This window comes from Ralstonia sp. A12 (assembly GCF_000801955.1).
Classification (GTDB): domain Bacteria; phylum Pseudomonadota; class Gammaproteobacteria; order Burkholderiales; family Burkholderiaceae; genus Ralstonia.
The window spans coordinates 41,947-67,567 of the sequence record NZ_JSZO01000016.1 but is presented as its reverse complement, the minus strand read 5'-3'; the positions used below and the strand labels follow the sequence as shown (position 1 = coordinate 67,567).

Sequence of the window (25,621 nt, the reverse complement as noted above, 5' to 3'; positions counted from 1 at the left end):
CGGCCGTGGCGTTCTTGCGCAAGGTGATGAAGGGGCTGTCATGAATCGAGTCATCCTGAAGCTGCTGGTGCGGCGCGTGTTGCTGGCGCTGTTGTCGCTGCTGGCGGTGTCGGTCATCGTGTTCTCGATCACCGCCGTGCTGCCGGGCGACGCCGCGCAGGAACAGTTGGGGCAGGACGCCACGCCCGAAGCGCTGGCCGCGCTGCGTGCACAGATGGGGCTGAACGTACCGGCGCCACAGCGCTATGCGCACTGGCTGGCCGGCATTGCGCGCGGTGATCTGGGGCAATCGACCACCACGCAGATGCCAGTGGCAGAGCTGGTGGCGAGCCGCTTGCCCAACTCGCTGTTGCTGGCGGCGGTGACGGCGCTGTTCTCGGTGCCGATTGCGCTCAGCCTGGGCATTGCGTCTGCCGTATGGCGCGGCTCGTGGTTCGACAGGGTGGCGTCCACTGCCTCCGTGGCGGTGGTATCGGTGCCGGAGTTTCTGGTGGCGACGCTCGCGGTGCTGGTCTTTGCCGTCAAGCTGCGCTGGCTGCCCGCGCTGTCGTACGTCAACGACATTGAATCGCTCGGCCAGATGCTCCAGGCCTTTGCTATGCCGGTGCTCAGCCTGTGCTGCGTGATCGTCGCGCAGATGATGCGGATGAGCCGCGCCGCAGTCATCGACCAGCTTGAAGCGCCCTACATCGAAATGGTGCGCTTGAAGGGTGCGTCGCCGATGCGCGTGGTGCTGGCGCATGCTTTGCCCAATGCCGTGGGGCCGATCGCCAATGCGGTGGCACTGTCGCTGTCGTACCTGCTGGGCGGCGTGATCATCATCGAGACGATCTTCAACTACCCCGGCATCGCCAAGCTGATGGTGGACGGTGTGTCCCAGCGCGACATGCCGCTGGTGCAGGCCTGCGCCATGATCTTCTGCGCGGGCTACCTGCTGCTCGTGACTACCGCTGATGTGCTGGGCATTGTCGCCAACCCCCGTCTGCGTCACCGTTGAGACACCATGGATAAGAGCCTGACGATGGAATCCACACCTTCTTCCTCTTCGCTCAAAGCCGTCGTGCCGGCGCCGCGCAGCCCGCTGCGGCGCTTGCTGAGCAGCTTTGGCGCAACGGGCCTCATCGGCCTGGCAGTGCTGGTGTTCTGGTTGCTGGCAGCCGTGGTCGGCCCCGCGCTGCTGCCCGCGCACCTGATCACCAGTGGCGACGGCAACGGCGACGTGTTCGGGCCCATGAGCGCAGCCCACTGGTTCGGCACCGACTACCTTGGCCGCGACATGTTCGTCCGCGTGGTGGACGGCGCGCGCTATACGGTGGGCGTGGCACTGGTGGCCACCGTGCTGGCAAGCGGCACGGGCACCGTGCTGGCGCTGTTTGCGGCGGCCATGGGCGGGCTGGTTGATGCCACGTTGAGCCGCGTGCTCGACACCCTCACCGCCATCCCGAGCAAGATGTTCGCGCTCATCATGGTGGCCGGCTTCGGTTCTTCGGTGACGATGCTGGTGTTCACCGCAGCCATCATCTACGTGCCGGGTGCCTATCGCATTGCGCGCTCGCTGGCGGTCAACATCAACGCGCTGGACTACGTGGTCGTGGCGCGCACGCGCGGCGAGGGCACGCTGTACATCATGCTGCGCGAGATCCTGCCCAACATCCTCGGGCCCATGCTGGCCGATCTGGGCCTGCGCTTTGTGTACGTCGTGCTGCTGTTGGCGAGCCTGAGCTTCCTGGGCCTCGGCATTCAACCGCCGTCTGCCGATTGGGGCTCGCTCGTGCGCGAGAACATCGGTGCACTGCCCGATGCGGGGGCCTCCGTCATCGTGCCGGCACTGGCCATTGCGAGCCTGACCATCGCGGTCAATCTCGTCATCGACAACCTGCCGGGCCGCGCAGCCCGCGAACGCGGAGGGCGTTGAACATGGGCGCGTCCGTTGTCGTAGAAGGCCTGCACATCACTGCGGGCGAACAGACCCTCGTCGATCATCTCAACTTTGCCATCCAGCCCGGCGAGGTGCTGGCGTTGATCGGCGAGTCTGGCTCCGGCAAGACCACCACGGCGTTGGCGCTGATGGGCTACGCACGCCACGGCTGTGAGATTGCTGGAGGTAGCATTCGCATCGGCGACATTGATGTTCTGCACCTGCCGCCTGCCGAGCAGCGTGCCTTGCGCGGCCGCACCGTGGCCTATATCGCGCAGAGTGCGGCGGCGTCTTTCAATCCGTCGCGCACGATCATGGATCAGGTGGTGGAGCCAGCGCGCATTCACGGCACGATGTCGCGTGCAGAAGCCGAAGCGAAGGCCGTGGAACTGTTCCGCGAGCTGGCGCTGCCCAATCCGGAAACCATTGGCGAGCGGTATCCGCATCAAGTCTCGGGTGGCCAGTTGCAGCGGTTGATGGCGGCGATGGCGCTCATCATCGATCCGGATCTCGTGATTCTGGATGAGCCGACCACTGCGCTGGATGTGACGACGCAGATCGAAGTGCTGCGCGCATTCCGCCGCGTGGTACGCGAGCGCCGTGCAACGGCTGTCTACGTGAGCCATGACCTGGCCGTGGTCGCGCAGATGGCCGATCACATCCTCGTGCTGCGCGGCGGCCAGATGCAGGAGCTGAATCCGACGGCGCACATCCTCGCCACGCCCGATCACGATTACACCAAGAGTCTGCTGGCGGCGGCGCGGCCCAAGGCGCGCCCGGCCGAGCACTGCACGGGAGAGGGAGAACTGTTGCTCGACGTGCAATCACTGGGCGCGGGCTATGGGCCGGTGGATGCGAAGGGCCAGCCCGCCACGCGCATTCTCGACGACATCAATTTCAAGCTCTATCGCGGGCAGGCCATCGGCGTAATCGGCGAATCGGGTTCGGGCAAGACCACGCTGGCGCGCGCCATTGCCGGGCTGATTGCGCCGTGCCACGGCAGCATGACGTTCCGGGGGAGGGCGCTCAAGCCGATGCTCGCGAACCGGGCGCCGGAAGAGTTGCGCCGCATCCAGATCGTCTTCCAGATGGCGGACACGGCGCTCAACCCGTCGCACACCATCGAGCGCATCCTGGCGCGGCCGCTGCAGTTCTACAAAGGATTGAAGGGCGAAGCGTTGCAACGGCGCATTCGCGAGCTGCTCGATCTCGTGCGGCTGCCGCACAGCGTGGCGCAACGCTTGCCGGGCGGGCTGTCGGGCGGGCAGAAGCAGCGCGTGAATCTGGCGCGCGCGTTGGCTGCGGAACCTGACCTGATCCTGTGCGATGAGGTGACTTCGGCGCTTGATACCGTGGTGGGGGCGGCGGTGCTGAACCTCATGGCCGACCTGCGGCGCGATCTTGGCGTGTCGTACCTGTTCATCAGCCACGACCTGCACACCGTGCGTGCCGTGTGCGATGAGATCGTGGTCATGCAGCACGGCCGCAAGCTTACGCAGGTGGCACGCGCCGATTTCGATCGCGGCCCGCACCATCCGTACTACGAACAACTCGCCAACTCGGTGCCTGAGCTGCGCCAGGGCTGGCTTGATGAGCGGGACCGCGCTGCTGCGCTTTCCGCATGAACAGAACAGAGACAAGGAACGACATGATTCCCGCATTCCGCATCGCGATCATCCCCGGAGACGGCATCGGCCGCGAAGTCATGCCCGAGGGCCTGCGCGTCATCCAGGCAGCGGCCGAACGCTTCGGCTTCGAGCTGGAGTGTCATCACATCGAATGGGCCAGCTGCGACTACTACCAGCAACACGGCAAGATGATGCCGGACGACTGGAAGGCCCAGCTCAAGGGCATGGATGCGATCTTCTTTGGCGCAGTCGGTTGGCCTGCCACCGTGCCGGATCACGTCTCGCTGTGGGGCTCGCTGCTCAAGTTCCGCCGCGAGTTCGACCAGTACATCAACCTGCGCCCCGTGCGTCTGTTTGAAGGCGTGCCGTGCCCACTGGCCAACCGCAAGCCCGGTGACATCGACTACTACGTGGTCCGCGAGAACACCGAGGGCGAGTACACGTCGCTCGGCGGCATCATGTACGAAGGCACCGACAACGAAGTCGTGATCCAGGAATCCGTCTATTCGCGCCGTGGTGCCGAGCGCCTGCTGAAGTTCGCCTTCGACCTGGCACAAAGCCGCGAACGCAAGCACGTGACGCTGGCCACCAAGAGCAACGGCATTGCCATCAGCATGCCCTGGTGGGACGCCCGTGCGGATGACGTGGCCCAGCAGTACCCCGACGTCACGCTCGACAAGCAGCACATCGATATCCTGACCGCGCGCTTCGTGCTGCAACCGGGCCGCTTCGATGTGGTGGCCGCCACCAACCTGTTTGGCGACATCCTCTCTGACCTGGGCCCCGCGACCACCGGCACGATCGGCCTGGCACCGTCCGCCAACCTGAATCCGGAGCGCTCCTTCCCGTCGTTGTTTGAGCCGGTGCATGGCTCCGCGCCGGACATCTACGGCAAGAACATCGCCAACCCGATCGCAATGATCTGGTCAGGAGCGCTGATGCTGGACTTCCTCACGCAAGGGCAGGGCGCAGGGCGGGCCGCACACGATGCCATCGTCGCGGCCATCGAGACCGTGCTCAAGGACGGCCCGCACACGCCAGACCTGGGCGGTACCGCCAACACCACGCAGATTGGCGAGGCGATTGCCGCGCTGGTTGCTGCTTGATTGCTGAATTCCTGCCGGACTCGAACCATGTCTCTCACCTTGACCCGCACTGACCTGATCCGCAACGCCAACTACATTGCCGGGGAATGGACGGCCGCAGCAGGCCCCCTGCTGGACGTGACCGACCCCGCCACCGGCAATGTCATCGCTCGTGTGCCCGATTCGGGCGCGACCGAGGCGCGTGCTGCACTGGAGGCTGCGCATGCCGCGTTCCCCACTTGGCGCAAGGTGCCCGCCAAACAGCGCGCGCAGATCATCAAGAAGTGGAATGCCCTTGTGCTCGCGCATCAGGACGACCTGGGCAAGCTCATTTCGCTGGAGCAGGGCAAGCCGCTCGGCGAGGGCAAGGGCGAGGTGGCCTACGCCGCAAGCTATATCGAATGGTTTGGCGAACAGGCCACGCGCATGAACGGCGAGGTGATTCCCGCGCCGGTGCCAGGTCGGCGCATGTTCGCGCTGAAGGAGCCGGTGGGTGTGGTGGCAGCCATCACGCCTTGGAATTTTCCCGCAGCAATGATCGCGCGCAAGATTGCGCCGGCGCTGGCGGTGGGCTGCACCGTGGTCTGCAAGCCGGCGGAGGATACGCCGCTGACTTCACTCGCCCTGGTGCGCCTTGCGCAGGAAGCCGGTGTGCCGCCGGGCGTGCTCAATATCGTCACCGCGTCGCGCGAACGCACGCCTGAAGTGGTGGATGTGTGGCTGGACGATGCGCGCGTGCGCAAGATCACGTTCACGGGTTCCACGCCGGTGGGCAAGCACCTGGCGCGCCGCAGTGCCGATACGCTCAAGAAGCTGTCGCTCGAACTCGGCGGCAACGCACCCTTTATCGTGTTTGAAGACGCCGACATCGATGCCGCTGTTGAAGGCTTCATGGCGGCCAAGTTCCGCAACGGCGGGCAGACCTGCGTGTGCCCGAACCGGGTGTTCGTGCACGAAGCGGTACACGATGCGTTTGCGAGCAAGCTCGCCGCACGTGTCGCTGCGCTCAACGTCGGACCGGCCAGCGACCCCGCCTCGCAGATCGGCCCCATGATCAACGCCCGCGCCGTCGAGAAGATCGAGCGCCATGTGAAGGACGCCGTCGCCAAGGGCGCACGCGTGTTGACCGGCGGTGAGCGCCTGACACACCTGGGCCCGCAGTACTACGCCCCCACCGTGCTGACCGGTGCCGATGCCACCATGGCCTGCGCCTGCGAAGAGACCTTCGGCCCCGTCGCGCCGCTCACGCGTTTCACCAGCGAAGACGAAGTGATTGCCGCCGCCAACGACACGCCGTTTGGGCTGGCGGCGTACTTCTACAGCCAGGATGTCCGCCGCATCTGGCGAGTGGTCGAGGCGCTGGAAAGCGGGATCGTCGGTATCAACGAAGGCGCGCTGGCGGCCGAGGCGGCACCATTCGGCGGCGTGAAGGAGTCCGGTTACGGTCGGGAAGGCTCCGTCCACGGGCTGGAAGACTACCTCCACACCAAATACGCCTGCCAGGGGCAGCTCGACTGACGCAGGGTCGTTGCGGGGCGGCACGATTGGCGTTACGTTCACGCGTATCTCAATCGTGCTCCGGAGGCACCATGGCGGACAACATGGCCCCAGCCTCAACTCCAGTGACAACTGACGGCCACACCGCAGGCACCGTCGACGCCTGCCCATCCACGCGTGCGCTTGAACTGGTCGCCAGCAAATGGGCGCTGCGCATCTTCCCGGCATTGGAAAACGGCCCCGTGCGCAACAACGAACTGCTGCGCCGCGTGGGTGACGGCATCTCGCAAAAGATGCTCACGCAGACGTTGCGCGAGCTGGAGGCCAACGGCCTCATCCTGCGCACCATCCACGACAGCGTGCCGCCGCACGTGGAATATCGCCTCAGCCCCCTGGGCGCATCGCTCAACCGCACGCTCGTCGGCCTGGATGACTGGGTAAAGGCCCACTGGCCCGAAATGGAACGGATTCGAAAAAATCAGGTCGGTTCCGATTGACATCCGTGCAATCTGCCGGACGTTTTGTGCAGATGCAGCATTTTTCCGATAGTATTCGGGGCCCATGTTTGTGACGACTTTCCCCCTCGCCTTGCCGACGCTGTCTCGCGCCACCGCGCGTGGTGTGCTGTCGCGCGCGCGCGGCGTACGGTGGATCGTCACCATCTGGTGTCTGCTGTTCACGGTGTCGGTGTTCTCCGCCACGCATTTCCCCGATGGCCAAGCTGCGGATGACGCGCTGGAAGCCATCGAAGCCGTGGTGGACGACGCACCGGGCGATGTACCCGTTGCCAAGCCCAGCAAGGGTTTCGAGCGCGCCATCAAGGTCGCGCTCGGTAAGGTGGTCAAGCAGCCCGGCCAGTGCTTCAGCGTTGAGCATTGGGTAGCGCAGGCGCACGACGTGCCAGACGTGCCCACCAGCAATGCTGCTGCCCCCGATCACGCCAGCGATGCGCCGGAACTCTGGCTGCCGCCGCCTCCCATGATCATGACGCCCGGCCTGCGTGTCGCGCGCGTCCGTGTTGCTCTTCCGCCGTTCCAGGCTGGCCCCACGCCGGCCCCCATGCTGCGTCCGCCCGCACGCGCCTGATTCCGGCATTCGCCGGAAACCATCCCTTTGAGTTCGTAGTGCAGCGCCAGCCGGCCCTTTGACCGGCTGGGCGTTCGCACTTGCCTGTTCCTCTTTTTCAGGATGATTTCGGATGTTGTCCAATCAGGATGCGGCCGTCCCGTGCCCCGCAGCGGGGGTGCGCGCGTCGCGACGCCTTGTTCTTTCCGCCGTACTGGCCGCAGTGGCGGTCAGTGCCAATGCCGCGCCCCCAGCGCCTTCGCCGCGTGCACCTGCGCCGGTCGTTCAATCACAACGTGACGAAGCGCTGCCGCAGCCGCGCTACACCTTGCCCCAATTGCTGGATCTGGCCCGCGCCAACCACCCGGCGCTTGCCGCCTCACAGGCCCAGGTGCGGGCGGCGCAGGCCGGGATGACCACCGCGCGTGCCTGGCCCAACCCTGAGGTTGAAGCCATGGCTGGCCGCCAGCGCGCCCGCATGCCCGGTGCGGCGGAAGGCCGCACCAATAGCGTGTCGATCACGCAGAAGCTCGATCTGCCATGGCAGCGCGCCGCCCGCACGCAGGCCGCCGATGCCGCCTTCGAAGGCTCGCAGGCCACCGCGCGATCGCAAGCGCGCGATGTCGATGCCCAGCTCAAGCTGCGTTTCTACGACGTCGTACGCCGCGAAGCCGAGCAGCGCAACGCACGCGAAGACGTGACCCTGGTCGAGCAGATCCGCCGCCGCGTGGCCGTGCGTGTGGAAACCGGCGAGGCCCCGCGCTACGAGCTGATCCGTGGCGATGCCGAACTACTCAACGCACAGCGCACCGAGCAGGCCGCCGCACTGCGCGTGCAGCAGTCATTGGCCGAGCTGCGCCGTGCCGTGGGTGCCGATCTGCCGCAGACCTTTGACGTGGACGCTGGTGCCGACGCCCCGCCGGTCGCGCATCTGCCGCCGCTGGCCGATCTGGTCAGCATGGTGGTGGCAACGCATCCGGACCTCGAAGCCGATCGCGCCGCCGTGCGCGAAGGTGAGGCGCGCTTGGCGCACGAGCGCAGCCAGCGCTGGCCGTCGCTCGCGCTGCGCGGCACGGTGGACCGCGCGCCCGATCTGCAGGACAACCGTGTGGGCGTGGTGATGTCGATTCCGCTGTTCGACCAGCGCGAAGGTCCGGTGGGTGAAGCGGTGGCGGCGCTCGAACGCGCACGCGCCGTGCTGCGTGATCGCGAACTGCAGACCCGGCAGGCCGTGGAGTCCGCCTATCACCAGTACGAGATTGCCGAGTCGCAAGTCAGCGCGCTGGAATCCGGCGTAGTCAAGCAAGCCGAGTCTGCATTGCGCGTGGCCGAAGCCGCGTATCGCCATGGCGAGCGCGGCATCCTCGACTTCCTCGACGCCCAGCGCGTCTTCCGCCAGGCACGCAACGACCTGATTGCCGCGCGTGCCGACTTGCGCACCGCCGCCGTTGAACTCGACCGCCTGCGACCGGAGGCCCCATGACACATCCGCGCCCCCGTACTGCTTCCCGAATCCACGCATCTGGCCCGACCATGAACCCACGTTCTTCTTTCTCTTCTTCGATCCGGCTGGCCGGTGTGGCCATGGCGGCCATGCTGCTGCTCGGTGCCTGCGGCAAGGACGCCGCTGACGATGCCAAGTCCGCGCAGCAAGCCACCGACCCGAACTTGGTAGTTGCACAACCTACGCTGGTACAGCGCCTGAAGGTGGCGCAAGTCGGCAAGCAGCCGATCTCCGAGCGCCTGCGCGTGCCTGGGCAGATTGCCTTTGATGAACAGCGCGTTGCGCGCATCGGCGCCACCGTCACGGGCCGCGTGACAGAGCTGATCGCCACGCCGGGCCAGAGCGTCAAGGCCGGCGACATCCTTGCGCAACTGCACAGCACCGAGCTGGGCGCCGCGCAGCTCGCCTATCAGAAGGCCGCCGCGCAACGCGACTTGCAGGCGCGTGCGCTGGAACGCGCCAAGCTGCTGCTGGCAGCAGACGTGATCGGCTCTGCCGAGTTGCAGAAGCGCCAGAGCGAACTGGCGATGGCCGATGCCGAAGTGCGCGCCGCAGTCGACCAGTTGCGTGTGATGGGCGTATCGCCTGCCACGCTGGCGAAGATGCGCACAGGCGGCATGTCGTCGATCTCGCCCGTGGTGGCGAGCATCAGCGGCACGGTGGTTGAGCGCAAGGTGACGCGCGGCCAGGTGGTGCAGCCGGCCGATGAGTTGTTCACCGTGGCCGACCTGTCGCGCGTGTGGGTGGTGGGTGAGGTGCCTGAGAACGCCGCTGCCGGTGTACGTGCAGGCCAATCGGTGGAGATCGATACCGGCGCAGGCGAACGCATGGTCGGCAAGCTGATCTGGGTGTCCGACATCGTGGATCCGCAATCGCGCACGGTCACGGTGCGCACGGAAGTCGACAACGGCGAGCGCACGCTCAAGCCGTCGATGCTGGCAACGCTGCTGATCCAGTCACGCCCCGAAGAGCGCGTGGTCGTGCCGACCTCCGCTGTGGTGCGCGAAGACAACCGCGACTACGTGTTCGTACGCGCGACCGAATCGAACTATCAGCTCACCCCTGTCAAGCTGGGCGATGAGTCGAACGGTGTGCGCCCGGTTGTCTCCGGCGTGCAGGCCGGCCAGCCCATCGTCGTTGAAGGCGGCTTCCACCTGAACAACGAGCGCAAGCGCGCCGAGATGGAGGGCGCATGATCGATGCATTGATTCGCGGCGCGCTCAAGCAGCGGCTCGTGGTGGCCGTGCTGGCTGCCGTGCTGCTGTTCTTCGGGCTGGATGCCGCACGCAAGCTGTCGCTGGACGCGTTTCCGGATGTGACCAATGTGCAGGTGCAGATTGCGACCGAGGCGCCTGGACGTTCTCCGGAGGAGGTCGAGCGCTTCGTGACTGTGCCGGTGGAAATGGCCATGACCGGCCTGCCGGCACTCACCGAGATGCGCTCGCTCAACAAGCCGGGCCTGTCGCTCATCACGCTCGTCTTTACCGACGAGACGGATGTTTACTTCGCGCGCCAGCTCGTGATGGAGCGGTTGATCGAGGTGCAGTCGCGCATGCCGACGGGCGTGACGCCGGTGCTGGGGCCCGTCTCCACGGGCCTGGGCGAGGTGTATCAGTACACACTCGACAAGCCCAATGACGGCGACAAGGAACTCTCCGTTGAGGAGCTTACCCAGCGCCGCATCGCTCAGGACTGGGTGGTGCGTCCGCTGCTGCGCTCCATTCCGGGCGTGGCGGAAATCAACTCGCAGGGCGGCTTCGAGAAGCAATACCAGGTGCTGGTCAACCCGGAACGTCTGCGCCATCACAACGTGACGGTCAAGCAGGTGTTCGAGGCACTGGCCGCCAACAACGCCAACTCCGGCGGCGGTGTGCTGCCGCACTTTGCGGAGCAGTACCTGATCCGCGGTGTGGGTCTGGTGCGTGACACCAACGACATCGGCGCCATCGTGCTCAAGGAGGTCAACGGCACGCCGCTCAACATCCGCGACGTGGCGGAGGTGAAGATCGGTACGGCGGTGCGTGCGGGTGCAGTGGTGAAGAACGGCGTGACGGAATCCGTCGGCGGTGTGGTGATGATGATGCGTGGCGGCAACGCCAAGGAGGTCGTCGCCCGTATCCAGGATCGCGTCAAGGCCATCAACAACGATGGCATGCTGCCCGATGGCCTGAAGATCGTGCCGTACTACGAGCGCTCCGACCTCGTGGATTCCGCCCTGAAGACCGTCATCAAGGTGCTGGCCGAAGGCGTGGTGCTGGTGGTGATCGTGCTGCTGCTGTTCCTGGGCGACATCCGCTCGTCGCTCATTGTGGTCGGCACGCTGATTCTCACGCCGTTGCTGACCTTCATCGCGATGAACAAGCTCGGCATCTCGGCCAACCTGATGTCGTTGGGCGGGTTGGCGATTGCCATCGGCTTGATGGTGGACGGCTCCGTGGTGGTGGTCGAAAACGCTTTTGCGCATCTGGCCAAACCGCGCGACCCGAACGAGAGCCGCGCGCGCATCATCCTGCATGCAGTGACAGAGGTGGCAACGCCCGTGATCTTTGGCGTGGGCATCATCATCCTGGTGTTCCTGCCGCTGATGACGCTGGAAGGCATGGAAGGCAAGATGTTTGCGCCGCTGGCCTTCACCATTGCGATTGCGCTGTTCTTCTCGCTGGTACTGTCGCTCACGCTCACGCCGGTGCTGTCGTCGTATCTGTTGAAGCCAAAGGTGCACAAGCATGTGGAAGGCGCGCACAGCGACGACCCGCACGCCGAGCACGACGCGCACGATACGTGGCTGATCCGCAAGATGAAGAAGCCGTATCTGCGCCTGCTGGAGCTGAGCCTGAACAACGGCCGCAAGACGGTCATCGTGGCGGTGGCGGTCTTTCTTGCCACCGGCGCGCTGATGCCGTTCCTGGGCACGGCGTTCATCCCCGAGATGAAGGAGGGCTCGGTGGTGCCCGGTATCAACCGCACGCCCAACATCTCGCTGGAAGAGTCGATCCGCATGGAAATGGAAGCCATGCGGCTGGTGATGCAGGTGCCGGGGGTGAAATCCGCTGTGTCTGGCGTGGGCCGAGGCGAATCGCCGGCAGACCCGCAGGGCCAGAATGAGTCGACCCCGATCGTCTCCCTCAAGCCGCGTGAAGAATGGCCCAAGGGCTGGAACCAGGACGACATTGCCGAGGCGATGCGCAAGGCATTGCAAGTGCTGCCCGGCGTGCAGATCGTCATGGCCCAGCCGATTTCCGACCGCGTGGACGAGATGGTGACCGGCGTGCGTTCAGACGTGGCCATCAAGGTGTTTGGTGATGACCTGAACGTGCTGCGCGAGAAGGCCGAGGCGATTGCCAAGGTGGCGCAGGGCATTCAGGGTGCGCAGGACATGCGGGTGGAGCGCATCACCGGCCAGCAGTATCTGCAGATCGCCATTGACCGCCAGGCCATCGCGCGTCACGGCCTGAATGCGGCCGATGTGCACAACGTGATCGAAACCGCCATCGGCGGCAAGGAAGCCACGGAAATCTTCGAGGGCGAACGCCGCTTCAGCGCAGTGGTGCGCCTGCCGGAAACGTACCGCGACAGCGTGGAGGCCATCCGCAACCTGATCGTGGCGGCACCCAACGGCGCGCAGGTGCCGATGGAGAGCATCGCCCGCATCGAGGTGACTGATGGCCCCGCGCAGATCAGCCGCGAGCTGGGCAAGCGCCGCGTGGTGGTGGGCGTGAACGTGCGAGACCGCGACTTGGGCGGCTTCGTGGCTGAACTGCAGGGCGCTGTGGCACAGAAGGTCAAGTTGCCGGAGGGCTACTACCTGGAGTGGGGCGGCCAGTTCCAGAACATGGAACGCGCCATGGGCCACCTGAAGGTGATCGTGCCGATTACGGTAGCAGCCATCTTCTTCCTGCTGTTCCTGCTGTTCAATTCGGTGCGCTACGCCACGTTGATCATCCTGGTGCTGCCGTTCGCGTCGGTGGGCGGGATCATCGGGTTGTTCGTCACCGGGGAATACCTATCCGTGCCGGCATCCGTGGGCTTCGTGGCGCTATGGGGTATCGCGGTGCTCAATGGGGTGGTGCTGGTCAGCACGATCCGCAGCCTGCGGGAGCAGGGCATGTCGGTGGAGGAATCCGTGCGGCTGGGTTCGCGCATGCGCTTCCGCCCCGTGATGATGACGGCCACGGTGGCCATGCTGGGTTTGATCCCGTTCCTGTTTGCCACGGGCCCGGGTTCGGAGGTGCAACGGCCGCTGGCCATCGTGGTGATCGGCGGTCTGCTGACCTGCACGCTGCTCACGCTGGTAATGCTGCCCACGCTGTACAAATGGTTTGATGAGGAGTCGAAGGCATGAAGGAAATCCGCATCGTAGTGCGCCCGCAGTTGCTGGAGCGCATGCATGAGGCGCTGCGCAGTTGCCCGGGGTTTCCGGGCATGACGGTGGGCGAGGTGAACGGCTATCCGCCGGTGGCCTCGCAGGCCGGTGCGCATTCCATCAAGGAAGACCTGACGGAGTTCGTGCCGCGTGTGCGCATCGAGCTGGTGGCGTCGGATGCGCTGGCAAGCGTGTTGTTCGATGCCGCCGTCAAGGTGCTCGAACACGGGCAGACCGGCGACAGCGCTATCTGGATGACCGACGTGGTGCAGGCCACCTTCCTGCATCGCACGGGTTGATGGTTGTGTGATGCACCCATGAAAAACGGCGGACAGTGTCCGCCGAAAATCGGGAGCCAACGTTGCAGCGGGCTGCTTCCCAGAGCATGGGAAGCAGCCCGTTTGCCTTTGCGCTTACCGCTTCAGATCCGTCAGGTGCTTCATGACGCCTTCGTAGCGGAACTTGTGGATCGGGCGATCCATCGACTGCATTTCCTGCAACTGCACCGCTTGCGGGCGCAGCGAGCCGGTCGGCTTCACTGCCTGGGCGGCCAGCGTGGCCACGGCAGGCTGGAAGTTCTTGATGCCGACAATCTGGTCGTACTGTGCCTTGGTGATCAACTGCGCGTTGTACAACTGCGTGGCGTCGCCTGCGATGTTGGTCTTGGTGGCGTCGGTGGTGATGGCACCGGCCTGCGCCAACAGGTTGCTCCACAGCGTCGGGCTGTAGTTGGTCACGTAGTAGTCCAGGCCCGACGGGTTGGCCAGCACGGCCGAGCACGTCGGCAGCGTGACCTGCGCGGTCTGCTGGTCCAGCACGATGGTCTGCGTCTGCCCAAAGTTGTCGCCGTAGGCCAGCGTGAGCGGCACGTTCCACTGGTAGCCGGAGTAGACGTTCTTGTTCGGGAACGCCTTCTGCGTGATGGTCAGCACGTTCTGGTTGGTGGCCGGGTTGCACTGCGCGTCGATGGTGACGAGCGGCAGACCGGTCTGGCGCACGAAGCTGTCGCCCACCTTGCCCACCGGCTTGCCGCTGGCGGCTTCCAGTTCTGCCCACAGGCGCGGCGGCGTGCCGTTGCCGAACTTGTACTTGTTCAGGTAGTTTTGCAGGCCACGGCGCATGGCGTCCTTGCCGACGTAGTTCTCCAGCATCTGCAGAACGTGGCCGCCCTTGTTGTAGGCAAAGCTATCCAGGAAGTCCATGGACCCGGCATCGCTCAGGTTGTGCTGCACCGGCACGGCCGTCGGCTGCAGGTCCAGCGTGATCACGCGCTGTTTGACCGCCGCATAGTTGGCCCACGTGTTACCCGGGAACTCTGGGTGGATGGTGATCTTGGTGACGTTCTCGAACCAGTTGGCGAAGGATTCGTTCAGCCAGATGTCATCCCACCAGTCGAGCGTGACGAGGTCACCAAACCATTGGTGCGCCAGTTCATGCGACACCACCACGAACGAGCGCCCCTTGCCCATCGAGTGGACGGTCGTGGGTGCGCCCTCGGGCGGCACCAGCACCTGGTCGGCAAACTCGAAGATGGCGCCCCAGTTCTCCATGCCGCCAAAGCCGGCGTTCTTGTTGTTGTAGCTGTCGTTGGCGACGATGGTGTCCATCTTGTCGAACGGCAGCGGGATCTGGAAGTAGTTGTAGTAGTGGTTCAGCGCTTCCTTCGTGAACTGCATGCCGGCCACCGCCGAGTGTGCCTCGCCAGGCGGCACCCACCAGCGCAGGCGCATGCTGCTGCCATCGAGCGGGTTGGTGAACTTGTCTTCCAGAATGTCGAACTTGCCGCCGCCGAAGAACAGCAGATAGGCCGGCATCGATGGCGTCTTGGCAAACGAGACTTGCTGGTAGCCATCCGGCAGCTTGGTTGCGCCGGTCTGGCGGCCGTTGGCCACGGCCTTCCAGTCACCCGGAATTTCCGCCGTCACTTCAAAGGTGTTGCGGAAGGCCGGCTCATCCCAGCTCGGGAACCACTCACGCGCGAAGTTGGATTCGCCCTGCGTGACGATGGCGTCGGAGCTTTCGCCGGTGGCAGCCTGCAGCCCCAGCTTGAAGATGCCCTCGGCCTTGGTGAAGTTGATCGTGCCCGTCCACTCCATGTGCAGCACGTAGTTGCCGGGCTTGATGTCGGCGGTCGGGTCGCGCAGGTCATAGAAGGCGCCTTGTGACTGCGGAATCGGCACCAGCACGCGCGACGGGCCGTTGCCCGAGGTGGGGGTGAGCGTCAGGCGCGAGGCGTCGAGCTTCAGGTCGCGCACGGCCAGCGTGACAGCGCCGGTCTGCTTGGTGACCTTGATCTCCACATCCGCGCGGCCCGAGAAGCTGTTGAGGTCTGCGCTCGGGCGGAACCACAGCTTGTAGTTGACCGGCTTGATGTAGTCCGGCAGTTCCACGGGAGGTACTGACGCATCCACTGCCGGTGCCGGCGCATTGGTGTTGCCCGTGTTGGTATTGCCCTGCTGCTGTGAGCCATTGGCGCCGAGCTTGCCGTTCGCCGCTGGGCTGAGCGTGTCGTCGCCTCCGCCGCCGCAGGCCGCCAGGATCATCATCGCGGCAGTTGCCTGGGCCACGAGGGCCAGCTTGAACGAGCGGTGTGCGTTGCCGGCGCTGCGTTTGCTATATGTAGCTGCCGTACGACGGGTGGTGGTCGAATCCCGCATTGCATTTCTCCTCAAGTGGAAACGAATCGGCAGCCCAGGGCTCGAAAATCGTTGGGGGGAAGGACCACCGAATCGGGACAGGAATAACCCCGCAGTAGCAGGAAGAAATGACGAAATTGCGTGAGCGCTTCGTCACAGTCCCGCTCAGGGATGCACGGATTCTGGAGGAAAAGTTCTCTGAATCGAGACGAAGTTATTTAATTCGCACCAGGCGATGAATGGCTCGATTTCTTGTAGTTTTTGACCTTGGAGAGGGCGGGCTGGTGGCGGATTCTGGGTTGCGTGCGTGACTTCTGCAAAGCGCGTTGAAAAATCGAAATGAAGAATGCATTTCTTGAATGTTTCGTAAAAATGCATCGGCGATTTATTACAACGCCAGATAAAACAAAACTGTATGCGCATCGCTCGCCGATCGTGTGGAATAAAAACGCACTGAATATAGTCTGACGATTTGCTGACGATGAAACAGGGCGGTATTCAGCTCAGGGGTAATTCTTCCGGATGAGGCAGGCATCGCGCGCGGCGGCGTGCAAAGCCTGTACGCTCGCGGGGTTGGTGAACGTGTTCACTTGGTCTCCCGTAGAGCGTTTCATGCAATCCGCGTCCGATAGCGTCAGCAGCCCGGCAGCCGTCGGGGTCGATCTGATCGATTTCTTCGATGTCACTCCCACCTCGCTCTGGCTGGAGGACTACAGCGATCTCCACCGCCTCTTCGCCAAGTGGCGCGAAGCCGGGGTGACCGACCTGCAGCGCTTTCTGGAAGATGACGTCTCGCGCGTGGCGGCGTGTTCCGCCTGCATCAAGGTGCTGCGCGTGAATCGGCGCACCCTGGCCATGTATGCCGCGCAAGATGCCGACCAGCTCACCGCCCGCCTGGCTGAAGTGCTGCGCGACGACATGCTCGAAGCCCACGTGGGCGAGCTCGTGCAGCTCTGGTCCGGCAGTCCGTCGTTCGAGAGCCGCAGCGTCAACTACACGCTCGACGGCCGCCGCCTCGACATCCTGCTCAAGGGCGTACTGCTGCCCGACCACGACCAACCGTGGGACCGCGTGCTCGTGGCCGTGGACGACATCACCGAGCTGGAAGACGCCCGCCGCCGTGCCGCAGCCAGCCAGCTCTACGCGCAGGGCGTGTTCGAGCACGCCCCTGTCTCGCTCTGGGTGGAGAACTTCAGCACCATCAAGGTGCTGCTGGATGAAGTGCGCGAGCAGGGCATCACCGATTTCCGCACCTTTACCGACGTGCACCCTGAGTTTGTCGAACGCTGCATGCAGGAGATTCAGGTGCTGGACGTCAACGGCTTCACGCTAGAGATGTTCAAGGCGCGCAACCGTAATGACCTGCTCAGCCGCTTGCCCGAAGTGTTTCGCGATGACATGCGCCCGCACTTTCGCGAGCAACTGATTGACCTGTGGGAAGGCAAGCTCTTCCAGCAGCGCGAGGTGGTCAACTACGGGCTGGACGGCAACCCGCTCAACATCCACCTGCAGTTTTCCGTGTTTCCGGGTCGTGAGAAGGATTGGAACAAGGTGCTGCTGGCCCTGACCGACATCACCGCGCGCAAGAAAGCCGAGTCCTACCTGGAATACCTCGGCAAGCACGACGTGTTGACCAAGCTGAAGAACCGTTCGTTCTACGTGGACGAGGTCAACCGGCTGGAGCGCAAGGGGCCATTCCCCGTGACGGTGGTCATGATCGACCTGAACGATCTGAAGACCGTGAATGACCAGCTTGGCCATGCCGCGGGCGATGCGCTGCTGCGCCGCGCCGGCGAGGTGCTCGGCAAGGCCATCGACAAGCCGGCCTATGCCGCACGCATCGGCGGTGATGAGTTTGCCGTGCTCATGCCCGGCGCCGATGCGCATGCCGGGCAGACGCTCATCGAAAGCCTGCGCAAGCTGGTCGAGCTCAACAACCAGTTCTATTCAGGCGCGACGCTTGGGTTCTCGATGGGCTGCTCGACCTGCAACGAGGCGGGCCGTCTGGAAGATGCGCTGCGCGAGGCCGACGTTGCCATGTATGAAGACAAGCGCGTACAGCACGAGGGCGGCCGGCCGGCATAACGCACGGAGCGATCAGAAATTCCAGGCGACGCCCGCACGCACCGTGCGCGGCTCGGTGGGGTGGATGTGGTGGTCCGGGATGCCGGTCGCCACACCCTCGGCATCAACCGGCGAAGGCTCGCCCTTCAGGCGCGACGCGTAGTAGTAGTCGATGTCGTTGGCGCGCTTGTTGAAGACGTTGAGCACCTCCACAAATACGCGCACGTCTTTGCGCAGCCGGTACCCCGCCTTCAGGTTGACCAGGAACGACGACGCTGAGCGCACGCTGTTGTCTTCAATCAGCGGGCGCGGGCCGAAGTAGCGCAGCCGTGCGCCCAGCATCCAACGGCCGGCAGACCACGACACGCCGGCTGACGCGGTGGTCTGGATGGCCTCGGGAATGTCGTCACCCACCGCTTCATGATCACGAAACCTGGCACGTGAGAACGCCGCATCGGCATCGATGATGAGATCGGGCCGAGGCGTGTAGTAGGCGGCCAGCTCAATGCCCGTGCGCCGGCTTGGGCGGCTCGGCTCGGTGGTGCCGCTGTCGCCCGAGAAGACCAGTTCCGAGCCGATATCCAGCCGCCATAACGACGCAGACAGCTGTAGCCCCGGCAACACATTGCGCGTGCGCACGCCGGCCTCATATCCCACGGCAGGTACCAGTACATTCACCTTCTGTACGGGGTTGCCTGTGCTTGGGTCGACTGTCGTGGTTGCGCCGCGTACGTCGTTGCTGTGATACCCGCGCCCCCAGTTGAGAAACACGTCGGTCTGCGTGGTGGGCGAGAGGATGAGGCTCAGCTTCGGGCTGACGATGTGGTCTGTGCCGCGTCCGGAGTTGTTCGGGTTGCTGCTGCCGACGCCGTACCAGAACTGGTCGGCACGCAGGCCGGCCACGGTGCGCAGCCAGGGCGTCCACTGTGTGCTGTTGCGCGCGTAGAGTGCCGCGCTGGTTTCGTTCACGGTGTCGCTGCGCACCAGCGCATACGGCGTGCGCGCGTCGGTCAGCGACAGGCTGATCGGGTCCAACCGGTCATAGCGGACTTGCGTGCCGATCTCGGTTTCGCTGTCGCACCCAGCCAGGCTGTCGAACCACGTGCGCGTGGCGTTGGCACCGGCCGTAGTGCGGTTCTCGAACTGCATGAACTGGTCGCCACGCTCCGGGTTGTCCAGCGCGTAGGTGAAGTTGGAGAACAGCGTGAGCCGGCTTTTGATGATGTAGGCATTGGCACTGACCAATCCGTCGCCCAGCGGGCGAAGCCAATCGGCAGACAGGCTGTAACGTGAAGTGGCACCGCCGTCGGTTGGGTCAATGGCACCGAAGCGCGAGATGAGGCCCTGATCGATTGCGCGCTGCGGTACTTGATCGGTAGATTGCCAGGCGTTCTTGTAGGCCATGCCCGTGATGCGCAGGCGCTCGCCGCCGCCCAGCGGCACGGTGTAGCGCAGCACGCCGTTGAGCTTGTGCACGCCTTCGGGCACCGCCCATGGGCCCTTTTCGGTCAGCCACTCAAAGCCGTAGAGCAGGGTGCCTGCGGGCAATGCCGTTGACCCCGCGAGCAGGCTACGCTTGTAGCCGTGCTCGCCAATTTCTGCTTGCGCGATGCCGTGCTGCCCATCGGGAAATCGGTCCACGTAATCCATGCGTACCGAACCCGCGGCCGAGAAATCGCCTTCCTCCGCAAAATACGGCCCCTTGCGGTACGCAATGCCGTTCAGCAGTTCCGGGATGACGAAGTTCAGGTCGGTATAGCCCTGCCCATGCGCGTGTGTGCGCATGTTGACGGGCATGCCGGCCACCGTCGTCGACAGGTCGGTGCCGTGGTCCAGGTTGAAGCCGCGCAGGAAGTACTGGTTGGCTTTGCCGTCGCCGCTGTGCTGCGTGACGATCAGGCCGGGCACCGTCTCCAGCAGCTCACCGGGGCGCAGCAGCGGGCGGTTCTCCAACTGCGCGCGTAACACATAACCTGTATTGGCCGTGTCGATATCGGTGCGTGTGCCTCTTTGCGGTGCATGCACGGTGGTGGCATCCAGTGCCAGTTCGTTCTGCTGTGTGCCACCAGCCATCACGGCCAGCGGTTGCAGAAGGGCCGTGCCCAACAAGGTTTGCAGCAGGCGCGGCCGTTGCCGCCGCACCGACAAGATGACTCCCATGCGCCGCATGTCGCGCAGTCTCCCCGGGGTGTGGTTGTGATGGTTGATGCGGGCGCTGGTTATGCAAGCCGTATGCCGGTCCGCCGGTATCACCTGACGGGCCGCTTAGGTGGGCTGGGCCGCCCGGTCGGTGGGGGCAGCAACTTGTGCGCGCCATGCACAAATCTTGTGGCCCAACTGGTCTGGCCCTGACCAGAGTGCGCTGACAGACTGCGCTCCTGACCTTTTCCTCAGGAGCCGCCATGACCTTCCGTCTTTTCCACTTCATCAAAACGCTTGCCACCGGCATGTCGCTCACGGCCGCCGTGGTGTCCAACGCCTCCGCAGCGCAGCCCAATGTGCATCCGACCATTCGCGCCATGGCGGGTGCCGGCACGCTGGATCATCTCGATCCGAAGACGACCGCACTGGTGGTGATCGACTTCCAGAACGAATACTCCACCGGCAAGATGCCCATTCCGGACGGCGCCAAGGCCGCCGAGAACGCCAAGAAGTTGATCGCGTTTGCCGACAAGAACAAGATGCCGGTGTTCCAGGTGCAGCACGTCACGCCGGCCGGCTCTGCCGTGTTTGCCGCAGACGGCGACACCGTGAAGTTCCAGCCGGGCATGGAGCCGCGCGCAACCGACATCGTGGTGAAGAAGGACACCGTGAGCGTGTTTGCCAGCTCCGATATCGATAAGCAACTGAAGGGCAAAGGCATCAGGACGCTGGTGATTGCAGGCCTGATGACCCACGCCTGCGTGGCAGGCGCCGCGCGGGATGCTGCCCCGCTGGGCTATAGCGTCGTGGTAGCATCCGACGCCTCTGCCACGCGCGACATCACGCGTGCAAACGGCCAGACGATCGACAAGGACGCGCTGCATCGTGCCGCATTGGCGGAAGTCGAAGACACCTTCGGCGATGTCATGACGACGTCTGAAATCACGCATCTGCCTCTGCGCTAACACCTCTATCTGATGGACCAGTTGCTTGCCATGCGCGTCTTCTGCGCCATCGTCGAGGCGCAAGGGTTTTCTGCTGCTGCGGAGCGCCTCGACAGCACGCACTCGTCCATCTCCAGGCAGTTGAAGCGGCTGGAAGCCGAGCTGGGCGTGCAATTGCTCAATCGCACGACCCGGCGTTTTGCGGTCACGGCCGCAGGGCAACGCTACTACGACGCCTGCGTCGACATTCTTGCCCGCGTAGAAGCCGCCGCGCAGGCCATGGCAAATGAGCACCAGCGTGTTGCCGGCACCTTGCGCGTGAGCGTACCGCTGGCCATCGGCACGTTGGAGCTTGCCGACTGGTTGCCAGCGTTCCAACAGCGCTATCCAGACATCCATCTCGATCTGTCGTGCAGCGACGAGATGGTCGACCTTGTTGCAGACGGTTTTGATGTTGCGCTGCGGATCAGCCAGCCCCTGGGTGACAGCAGCCTTGTCGCGAGAACCCTGGTCGAGTCCGATATCGTGCTGGTCGCTTCGCCGGCCTATCTGGCCCGACACGGGTTGCCGGCCACGCCGCAAGAACTCACCAAGCACGCGTTGATCGCCTTTTCTGGCTCACAGACGGCCACTGAGTGGGTGATCGAACCCGCGCGGGGCGAAGTGGTACGCGTGGCGCTGGACGTGCGGCTCACGACGGATGCCATTACCGCCGCCTATTCCGCCACGCTGGCGGGCGTCGGCATTGCGGCGTTTACGTGGAACACCGTGCGGCCGGCGCTGGCGCGTGGGCATCTGGTTCATGTTCTGCCGGGCTGCACGCTCGGCAAGCGCCTTTACTACGCGCTCTATCCGCACACGCGCCATGTCGCGCCCAAGGTGCGCGCCTTCGTCGACTACATGCGCGAGTACTACCGCGCGCAGTAGCCGGTAACCCGCACACGGACTCTCCACCGAATCAGACCGTTCTGATTCGCCCAGTCGCCGCCCGTCGGTACATTCGAATGCGTGCCGAATTGTGACGCGCCCGGCGTCTGCCACCGGCATGACCTGCGTTTCTGTTTCGACTCTCCTGCATGCAAAGACGCTGTTTCAGCCGGTCTTCTGACCGGAAATGCGGCTACGGTCCTGCCAACACTGTTGGCCAGGATCTCGATGGCGAACCCGTCCAGCGCCGCGTGATGAACAACCCACAGCCCTTTCTTCGCCTTGCCAGCGTGGCGAGTGCCGAGTCTTTGGCCGCTGCAGCCAAGACAATCAACAACGCCAGTTGGCAACAAGAACCTCCATGAAGATTCCCTCCCGCCTCATCCTCCTATTGGCCTGGCTTGCGCTGAGCCTGGCGGGCACGGCGCTGATCGTCTCACGCGCCGTTTCCGAGGCGTACAACCGCTTCTTCCAGGATTCGAGCATCGCCATCCGGCAGCTCAGCCAGAAGGCCGCGCAACACGAGGCCATCCTGGCGACGCTGGGCGCAACACCGCTTGCGGCACCGCCGGAAGACATGCTCGACAGCCTGCGCGAGCGCATGCCGCAGGTGACGGCCATCGCGCATTGGACGCCCAGCGTCGGATGGCAAGGAGAGGGGGGCGTCATGCCGACAGCCGCACTCGCACATGCCAACAACGGGAAGTTCGCGCTGGAATTTGACGGCGCACAGGCGTACTGGGTTGTTGCCGGAAGCGGCTGGGCGGTGCGCGTCGAGCCGTCCCGGATGTTTGATGCGGGCGATTGGCCGGAGTCGGTGTCGTCTGCCGCGCTGCGCTTGCGCGATCACACATTCGGGTTATTGCAACGTGCCGAATCGAATGCGCAGCCGGGCTGGACGCTTCGTCTCGAAAAGCACCTCCCCGTGCAGCCGCAGGCCTTCGTGCTGGACACCACGCGCACCCTGACGCTTGCCGACCTGCCGTGGCTCCCGATTGCGCTCTGGAACGCCGTCGCCGTGTTGATCGCGCTGGGCGCGTCGGGGGTGTGGCGGCTGCGGGAAATCCGTCGGCGCGAACACACGCGGGCGCGCATCGATCGCTTCGGCCGGCTGGATACATTTGGCGAGATGGCCGCCGGCCTTGCGCATGAGCTCAACCAACCGCTGACGGCCATCATCTCGCACGTCCGCGCTGCTGAACGCATGCTCGACATGCCCGCCGAGCAGGACAGCGTGCGCCGGGCGCTGCAAACCGGTGTCGCGCAGGCCAAGCGCGCAGCCGCCATCCTCGATCGGCTGCGCACGGCCGTTGCCTCCACGCAAGCGGGAAAACGCAGTGCGATCGATGCCGACGCACTGATCGGCACCTTGCTGTTCCTGTTTCGCGATGAACTGGCACGCGACAGCATTCACCTCGTGTGGAGCAATGCTGCACCGCGCGCACAACCGCTCGGCGAGCAGGTGGCAGTGGAGCAGATTCTCTACAACCTGATCCGCAATGCGCGCGATGCCCTCGTGGCTGCACCTCGCCATGGCATGCGCGGTGAGATTCGCGTCAGCGGCAGCCGCGTCGGGCGACGCTATCGCTTCAGCGTTGTCGACAACGGCCCGGGCGTGCCTGCAGACATCCTGCCTCGCCTGTTCGAACCCTTCTTCACGACGCGCTCTGGCGGTTTGGGCCTGGGCCTGCCGCTGTGCGACACGCTTGCCCAACGCCTGGACGGCGCATTGACCCTACAGAACCTGCCGTCCGGCGGCGCCGAGGCCGTGCTGATGCTCCCGCTTGCAGAAGAACCAGCATGAACGCAAATCTGGAATTGCATACAACAACCTCCATCGTCGCCATCGTTGACGATGATGAGGCCGTGCGCGATGGCCTTGCGCTACTGCTGCGTACGGTCGGCTTGCAGACGCGTTGCTATCCGGACGCGAGCGCTTTCCTTGCCGACGCCGACGATAGCGCGCTCGGCTGCGCACTCCTTGACGTCCGGATGCCCGGCATAAGTGGCCTGGACCTTCTGGATCGCTTGAGCAATCGTCCCGATTTGTCGATCGTCATCATGACCGGTCATGGAAACGTCGATTCCTGTCGAAGGGCGTTCAAGGGCGGCGCACTCGACTTCCTGCGCAAGCCCGTGGACGACGACGAGCTGATCGGTGTGGTTCAGCACGCGATCCGCCGTCACACACAGTCGCGAGGCAGCCGCAGCGCACAACAGGAGCGCGCCGCGCGCATCGCCACACTCAGCACACGTGAGCGCGAGGTGCTCAACGGCATTGTTCGAGGCCTGAGCAACAAAGAGATCGCACGTGATTTGGGCGGTTTGTCGCCACGGACCGTGGAGACTTATCGGGCGAACGTGTTTGACAAGCTGCGGACGAGTTCGGTGGTTGAGCTGGTACGCACCTACGCAATGCTGCTGGATGCAGCGGCATTGCAGTCCGACACGTCAATGGCTTAGTAGGGGACAACGTCGTTTTCGTATCGATGGCCAGGTAGCGGGAGTATGCACAGGGCAATCGCACGAAAACCAAAGGCGAGTCAACGCGTCGTGAGTAGGGCTTGTGAGCGGGCTTGGGTGGGGGGTATGGGTGCACTGCAGCTCAAGGGCGCGATTGTCACCGTCGGCGCCGTAGGATGCCAGCGGGAGATTGCCCGGCGCATCATCGACGCTGGTGCGACTACATGCTAGTGGCCAAGGAAAACCAGGGCACACAGCATCAGCGCAGCCGCCAGGTGTTTAAAGCCGCGCGGGCAGCTCTCGGCTCTATCGGGATTGCCTGGGAGACCGCCGGGAAATCGACAAGGATCACGGACGCATCGAAATGAGTCGATGCCTGATCAGTGACGCGCTCGCTGATACGCGTTTCGAGCCAAACTTGTGGTCGAATTTACGCTCGATCGCGAGGGTGGGGACACACGCGAGATGGCGGCGTTGAAGATGGCTGTCGGCACGTAGCCCTTGGTCATTGCGTTGCCACTGACGGCGATTGGAACGCCCTGGCATCTTGCGCAAATTCAGCCTTTTCCGATGGCCTCCTTGGCTTGCATCTCCTAGTATCCGCCAGCACGCCATGCCGTGTTCTTGCGGTGTCCGGATATCAGACATACCTCATTCAAGGCGCGGGTTGCCGTAGATAAGGTGAAGTCTGTTGGCCGCTGTCTGTTACGCGGTTTGTCGTGGGGTTTGTCGCAAAGAACCTCATCACACCGATGAGAAAACGATTATTTATCCAACAAGGAAGTAGTCTCATGAAGAGCATCAAGTTTGTGTCCGCCATCGCAATGGCCGCAGGCATTCTGGTAATGGGCAGCGCTCAGGCTCAGGTTTTCAGTGGCGGAACGATTACAGTGACCGGTGCGGTGAGCGACGAAACCTGCACGATTACAGGCGGTGCAGGTACCGACAGCGGCAAAGGCAACGTCAGCGTGGCGCTGGACCCGGTTGGCGCATCGGTGCTGGCGGCAAATAAAACTGCCAATCACAAGGCGTTCAATCTGATCGTTGGCGGCCCGGGTCAAGGCTCGTGTGTGAACGGCAAGCTTGCTCGTCTGTCGTTCAGCGCTGGCGGCGGCAGCAATGTTGATCCGGCTACGGGTACGCTGCTCAACGTCGCGGGTGATAACGCCGCAACCAACACCAACGTCCAACTGACGAAGGGCACGAGCGGCACGACGATCGACCTGAATAACGCGGCCGAGTTCGTTGAGTCCATGACACCGATTACCAACAACACTGCGACGATCAACATGGGTGCACAGTACTTCGCCACCGGCACGGCAACGCCCACGCCAGGTGCGGTGACCACGCGCGTGCAGTACACCGCGTACTACAACTAAAAGCAC

General features: G+C 64.1%; 19 protein-coding genes. 17 read left to right on the top strand and 2 right to left on the bottom strand.

Annotation, left to right across the window (positions count from 1 at the left end):
- The first annotated feature begins 40 nt into the window (after positions 1–40).
- The 11 genes from PI87_RS18830 to PI87_RS18780 all read left to right on the top strand — a co-directional run bounded on the left by PI87_RS18830 (position 41) and on the right by PI87_RS18780 (position 13,359).
- Complete coding sequence (locus PI87_RS18830; protein ID WP_039599249.1) at positions 41–997, top strand: ABC transporter permease; 957 nt, start codon at positions 41–43, stop codon at positions 995–997.
- Between the two features lie 24 nt (positions 998–1,021).
- Complete coding sequence (locus tag PI87_RS18825; protein WP_039599351.1) at positions 1,022–1,915, top strand: ABC transporter permease; 894 nt, start codon at positions 1,022–1,024, stop codon at positions 1,913–1,915.
- Positions 1,916–1,917: 2 nt separating this feature from the next.
- Positions 1,918–3,543: an ABC transporter ATP-binding protein gene (locus tag PI87_RS18820; protein ID WP_039599248.1), complete on the top strand. Its 1,626-nt coding sequence runs from the start codon at positions 1,918–1,920 to the stop codon at positions 3,541–3,543.
- A 23-nt stretch (positions 3,544–3,566) separates the two neighbouring features.
- A complete protein-coding gene (locus PI87_RS18815) occupies positions 3,567–4,652 on the top strand; it encodes a tartrate dehydrogenase (RefSeq protein ID WP_039599247.1) in 1,086 nt (361 codons plus the stop codon).
- Between the two features lie 27 nt (positions 4,653–4,679).
- Positions 4,680–6,149 carry an NAD-dependent succinate-semialdehyde dehydrogenase gene (locus tag PI87_RS18810; RefSeq protein ID WP_039599246.1) on the top strand — a complete coding sequence of 490 codons (1,470 nt, stop codon included), beginning with the start codon at positions 4,680–4,682 and terminating at the stop codon, positions 6,147–6,149.
- Positions 6,150–6,220: 71 nt separating this feature from the next.
- The gene (locus PI87_RS18805; RefSeq protein WP_039599245.1) at positions 6,221–6,625 is read left to right on the top strand and encodes a winged helix-turn-helix transcriptional regulator; all 405 of its coding nucleotides are present in this window, start codon (positions 6,221–6,223) and stop codon (positions 6,623–6,625) included.
- A 64-nt stretch (positions 6,626–6,689) separates the two neighbouring features.
- On the top strand, positions 6,690–7,214 hold the full coding sequence (locus PI87_RS18800; RefSeq protein ID WP_039599244.1) for a hypothetical protein: 525 nt from the start codon (positions 6,690–6,692) through the stop codon (positions 7,212–7,214).
- Between the two features lie 112 nt (positions 7,215–7,326).
- On the top strand, positions 7,327–8,676 hold the full coding sequence (locus PI87_RS18795) for a TolC family protein (protein WP_039599243.1): 1,350 nt from the start codon (positions 7,327–7,329) through the stop codon (positions 8,674–8,676).
- A 50-nt stretch (positions 8,677–8,726) separates the two neighbouring features.
- Positions 8,727–9,893: an efflux RND transporter periplasmic adaptor subunit gene (locus PI87_RS18790; RefSeq protein WP_442965501.1), complete on the top strand. Its 1,167-nt coding sequence runs from the start codon at positions 8,727–8,729 to the stop codon at positions 9,891–9,893.
- A complete protein-coding gene (locus PI87_RS18785) occupies positions 9,890–13,039 on the top strand; it encodes an efflux RND transporter permease subunit (RefSeq protein ID WP_039599241.1) in 3,150 nt (1,049 codons plus the stop codon). The genes PI87_RS18790 and PI87_RS18785 overlap by 4 nt, the downstream gene beginning before the upstream one ends.
- Positions 13,036–13,359, top strand: coding sequence for a P-II family nitrogen regulator (locus tag PI87_RS18780; RefSeq protein ID WP_039599240.1), 324 nt, complete (start codon positions 13,036–13,038; stop codon positions 13,357–13,359). Before PI87_RS18785 ends, PI87_RS18780 begins: the two co-directional genes overlap by 4 nt.
- A gap of 114 nt (positions 13,360–13,473) precedes the next feature.
- Here the strand turns inward: PI87_RS18780 and PI87_RS18775 are convergent, their stop codons facing one another.
- Positions 13,474–15,717 (bottom strand): M1 family metallopeptidase, encoded by a 2,244-nt coding sequence (locus PI87_RS18775; protein ID WP_039599239.1) that lies wholly within the window; start codon positions 15,715–15,717, stop codon positions 13,474–13,476.
- Between the two features lie 591 nt (positions 15,718–16,308).
- On the opposite strand from PI87_RS18775, the gene PI87_RS18770 reads away from it, so the two are divergent.
- A complete protein-coding gene (locus PI87_RS18770) occupies positions 16,309–17,781 on the top strand; it encodes a sensor domain-containing diguanylate cyclase (protein WP_039599238.1) in 1,473 nt (490 codons plus the stop codon).
- Between the two features lie 12 nt (positions 17,782–17,793).
- Here the strand turns inward: PI87_RS18770 and PI87_RS18765 are convergent, their stop codons facing one another.
- A complete protein-coding gene (locus tag PI87_RS18765; RefSeq protein WP_039599350.1) occupies positions 17,794–19,920 on the bottom strand; it encodes a TonB-dependent receptor in 2,127 nt (708 codons plus the stop codon).
- Between the two features lie 287 nt (positions 19,921–20,207).
- Between PI87_RS18765 and PI87_RS18760 the strand changes: the two genes are divergently transcribed.
- The 5 genes from PI87_RS18760 to PI87_RS18740 all read left to right on the top strand — a co-directional run bounded on the left by PI87_RS18760 (position 20,208) and on the right by PI87_RS18740 (position 25,615).
- Positions 20,208–20,867, top strand: coding sequence for a cysteine hydrolase family protein (locus tag PI87_RS18760; RefSeq protein ID WP_039599349.1), 660 nt, complete (start codon positions 20,208–20,210; stop codon positions 20,865–20,867).
- A 12-nt stretch (positions 20,868–20,879) separates the two neighbouring features.
- Entirely contained in the window at positions 20,880–21,773 is an 894-nt protein-coding gene (locus tag PI87_RS18755; RefSeq protein ID WP_039599237.1) for a LysR family transcriptional regulator, read from the top strand.
- Positions 21,774–22,134: 361 nt separating this feature from the next.
- Complete coding sequence (locus PI87_RS18750) at positions 22,135–23,577, top strand: sensor histidine kinase (RefSeq protein ID WP_039599236.1); 1,443 nt, start codon at positions 22,135–22,137, stop codon at positions 23,575–23,577.
- Positions 23,574–24,236: a response regulator transcription factor gene (locus PI87_RS18745; protein WP_039599235.1), complete on the top strand. Its 663-nt coding sequence runs from the start codon at positions 23,574–23,576 to the stop codon at positions 24,234–24,236. Before PI87_RS18750 ends, PI87_RS18745 begins: the two co-directional genes overlap by 4 nt.
- A 719-nt stretch (positions 24,237–24,955) precedes the next feature.
- The gene (locus PI87_RS18740; protein WP_157003168.1) at positions 24,956–25,615 is read left to right on the top strand and encodes a fimbrial protein; all 660 of its coding nucleotides are present in this window, start codon (positions 24,956–24,958) and stop codon (positions 25,613–25,615) included.
- Positions 25,616–25,621 lie beyond the last annotated feature (6 nt).

What these genes read in the sequence shown, in the direction of transcription:
- PI87_RS18830 (WP_039599249.1), top strand. Translation starts at nt 41, where the DNA reads ATGAATCGAGTCATCCTGAAGCTGCTGGTGCGGCGCGTGTTGCTGGCG.
- PI87_RS18825 (WP_039599351.1), top strand. Translation starts at nt 1,022, where the DNA reads ATGGAATCCACACCTTCTTCCTCTTCGCTCAAAGCCGTCGTGCCGGCG.
- PI87_RS18820 (WP_039599248.1), top strand. Translation starts at nt 1,918, where the DNA reads ATGGGCGCGTCCGTTGTCGTAGAAGGCCTGCACATCACTGCGGGCGAA.
- PI87_RS18815 (WP_039599247.1), top strand. Translation starts at nt 3,567, where the DNA reads ATGATTCCCGCATTCCGCATCGCGATCATCCCCGGAGACGGCATCGGC.
- PI87_RS18810 (WP_039599246.1), top strand. Translation starts at nt 4,680, where the DNA reads ATGTCTCTCACCTTGACCCGCACTGACCTGATCCGCAACGCCAACTAC.
- PI87_RS18805 (WP_039599245.1), top strand. Translation starts at nt 6,221, where the DNA reads ATGGCGGACAACATGGCCCCAGCCTCAACTCCAGTGACAACTGACGGC.
- PI87_RS18800 (WP_039599244.1), top strand. Translation starts at nt 6,690, where the DNA reads ATGTTTGTGACGACTTTCCCCCTCGCCTTGCCGACGCTGTCTCGCGCC.
- PI87_RS18795 (WP_039599243.1), top strand. Translation starts at nt 7,327, where the DNA reads ATGTTGTCCAATCAGGATGCGGCCGTCCCGTGCCCCGCAGCGGGGGTG.
- PI87_RS18790 (WP_442965501.1), top strand. Translation starts at nt 8,727, where the DNA reads ATGAACCCACGTTCTTCTTTCTCTTCTTCGATCCGGCTGGCCGGTGTG.
- PI87_RS18785 (WP_039599241.1), top strand. Translation starts at nt 9,890, where the DNA reads ATGATCGATGCATTGATTCGCGGCGCGCTCAAGCAGCGGCTCGTGGTG.
- PI87_RS18780 (WP_039599240.1), top strand. Translation starts at nt 13,036, where the DNA reads ATGAAGGAAATCCGCATCGTAGTGCGCCCGCAGTTGCTGGAGCGCATG.
- PI87_RS18775 (WP_039599239.1), bottom strand. Translation starts at nt 15,717, where the DNA reads ATGCGGGATTCGACCACCACCCGTCGTACGGCAGCTACATATAGCAAA.
- PI87_RS18770 (WP_039599238.1), top strand. Translation starts at nt 16,309, where the DNA reads ATGCAATCCGCGTCCGATAGCGTCAGCAGCCCGGCAGCCGTCGGGGTC.
- PI87_RS18765 (WP_039599350.1), bottom strand. Translation starts at nt 19,920, where the DNA reads ATGGGAGTCATCTTGTCGGTGCGGCGGCAACGGCCGCGCCTGCTGCAA.
- PI87_RS18760 (WP_039599349.1), top strand. Translation starts at nt 20,208, where the DNA reads ATGTCGCTCACGGCCGCCGTGGTGTCCAACGCCTCCGCAGCGCAGCCC.
- PI87_RS18755 (WP_039599237.1), top strand. Translation starts at nt 20,880, where the DNA reads ATGGACCAGTTGCTTGCCATGCGCGTCTTCTGCGCCATCGTCGAGGCG.
- PI87_RS18750 (WP_039599236.1), top strand. Translation starts at nt 22,135, where the DNA reads ATGAAGATTCCCTCCCGCCTCATCCTCCTATTGGCCTGGCTTGCGCTG.
- PI87_RS18745 (WP_039599235.1), top strand. Translation starts at nt 23,574, where the DNA reads ATGAACGCAAATCTGGAATTGCATACAACAACCTCCATCGTCGCCATC.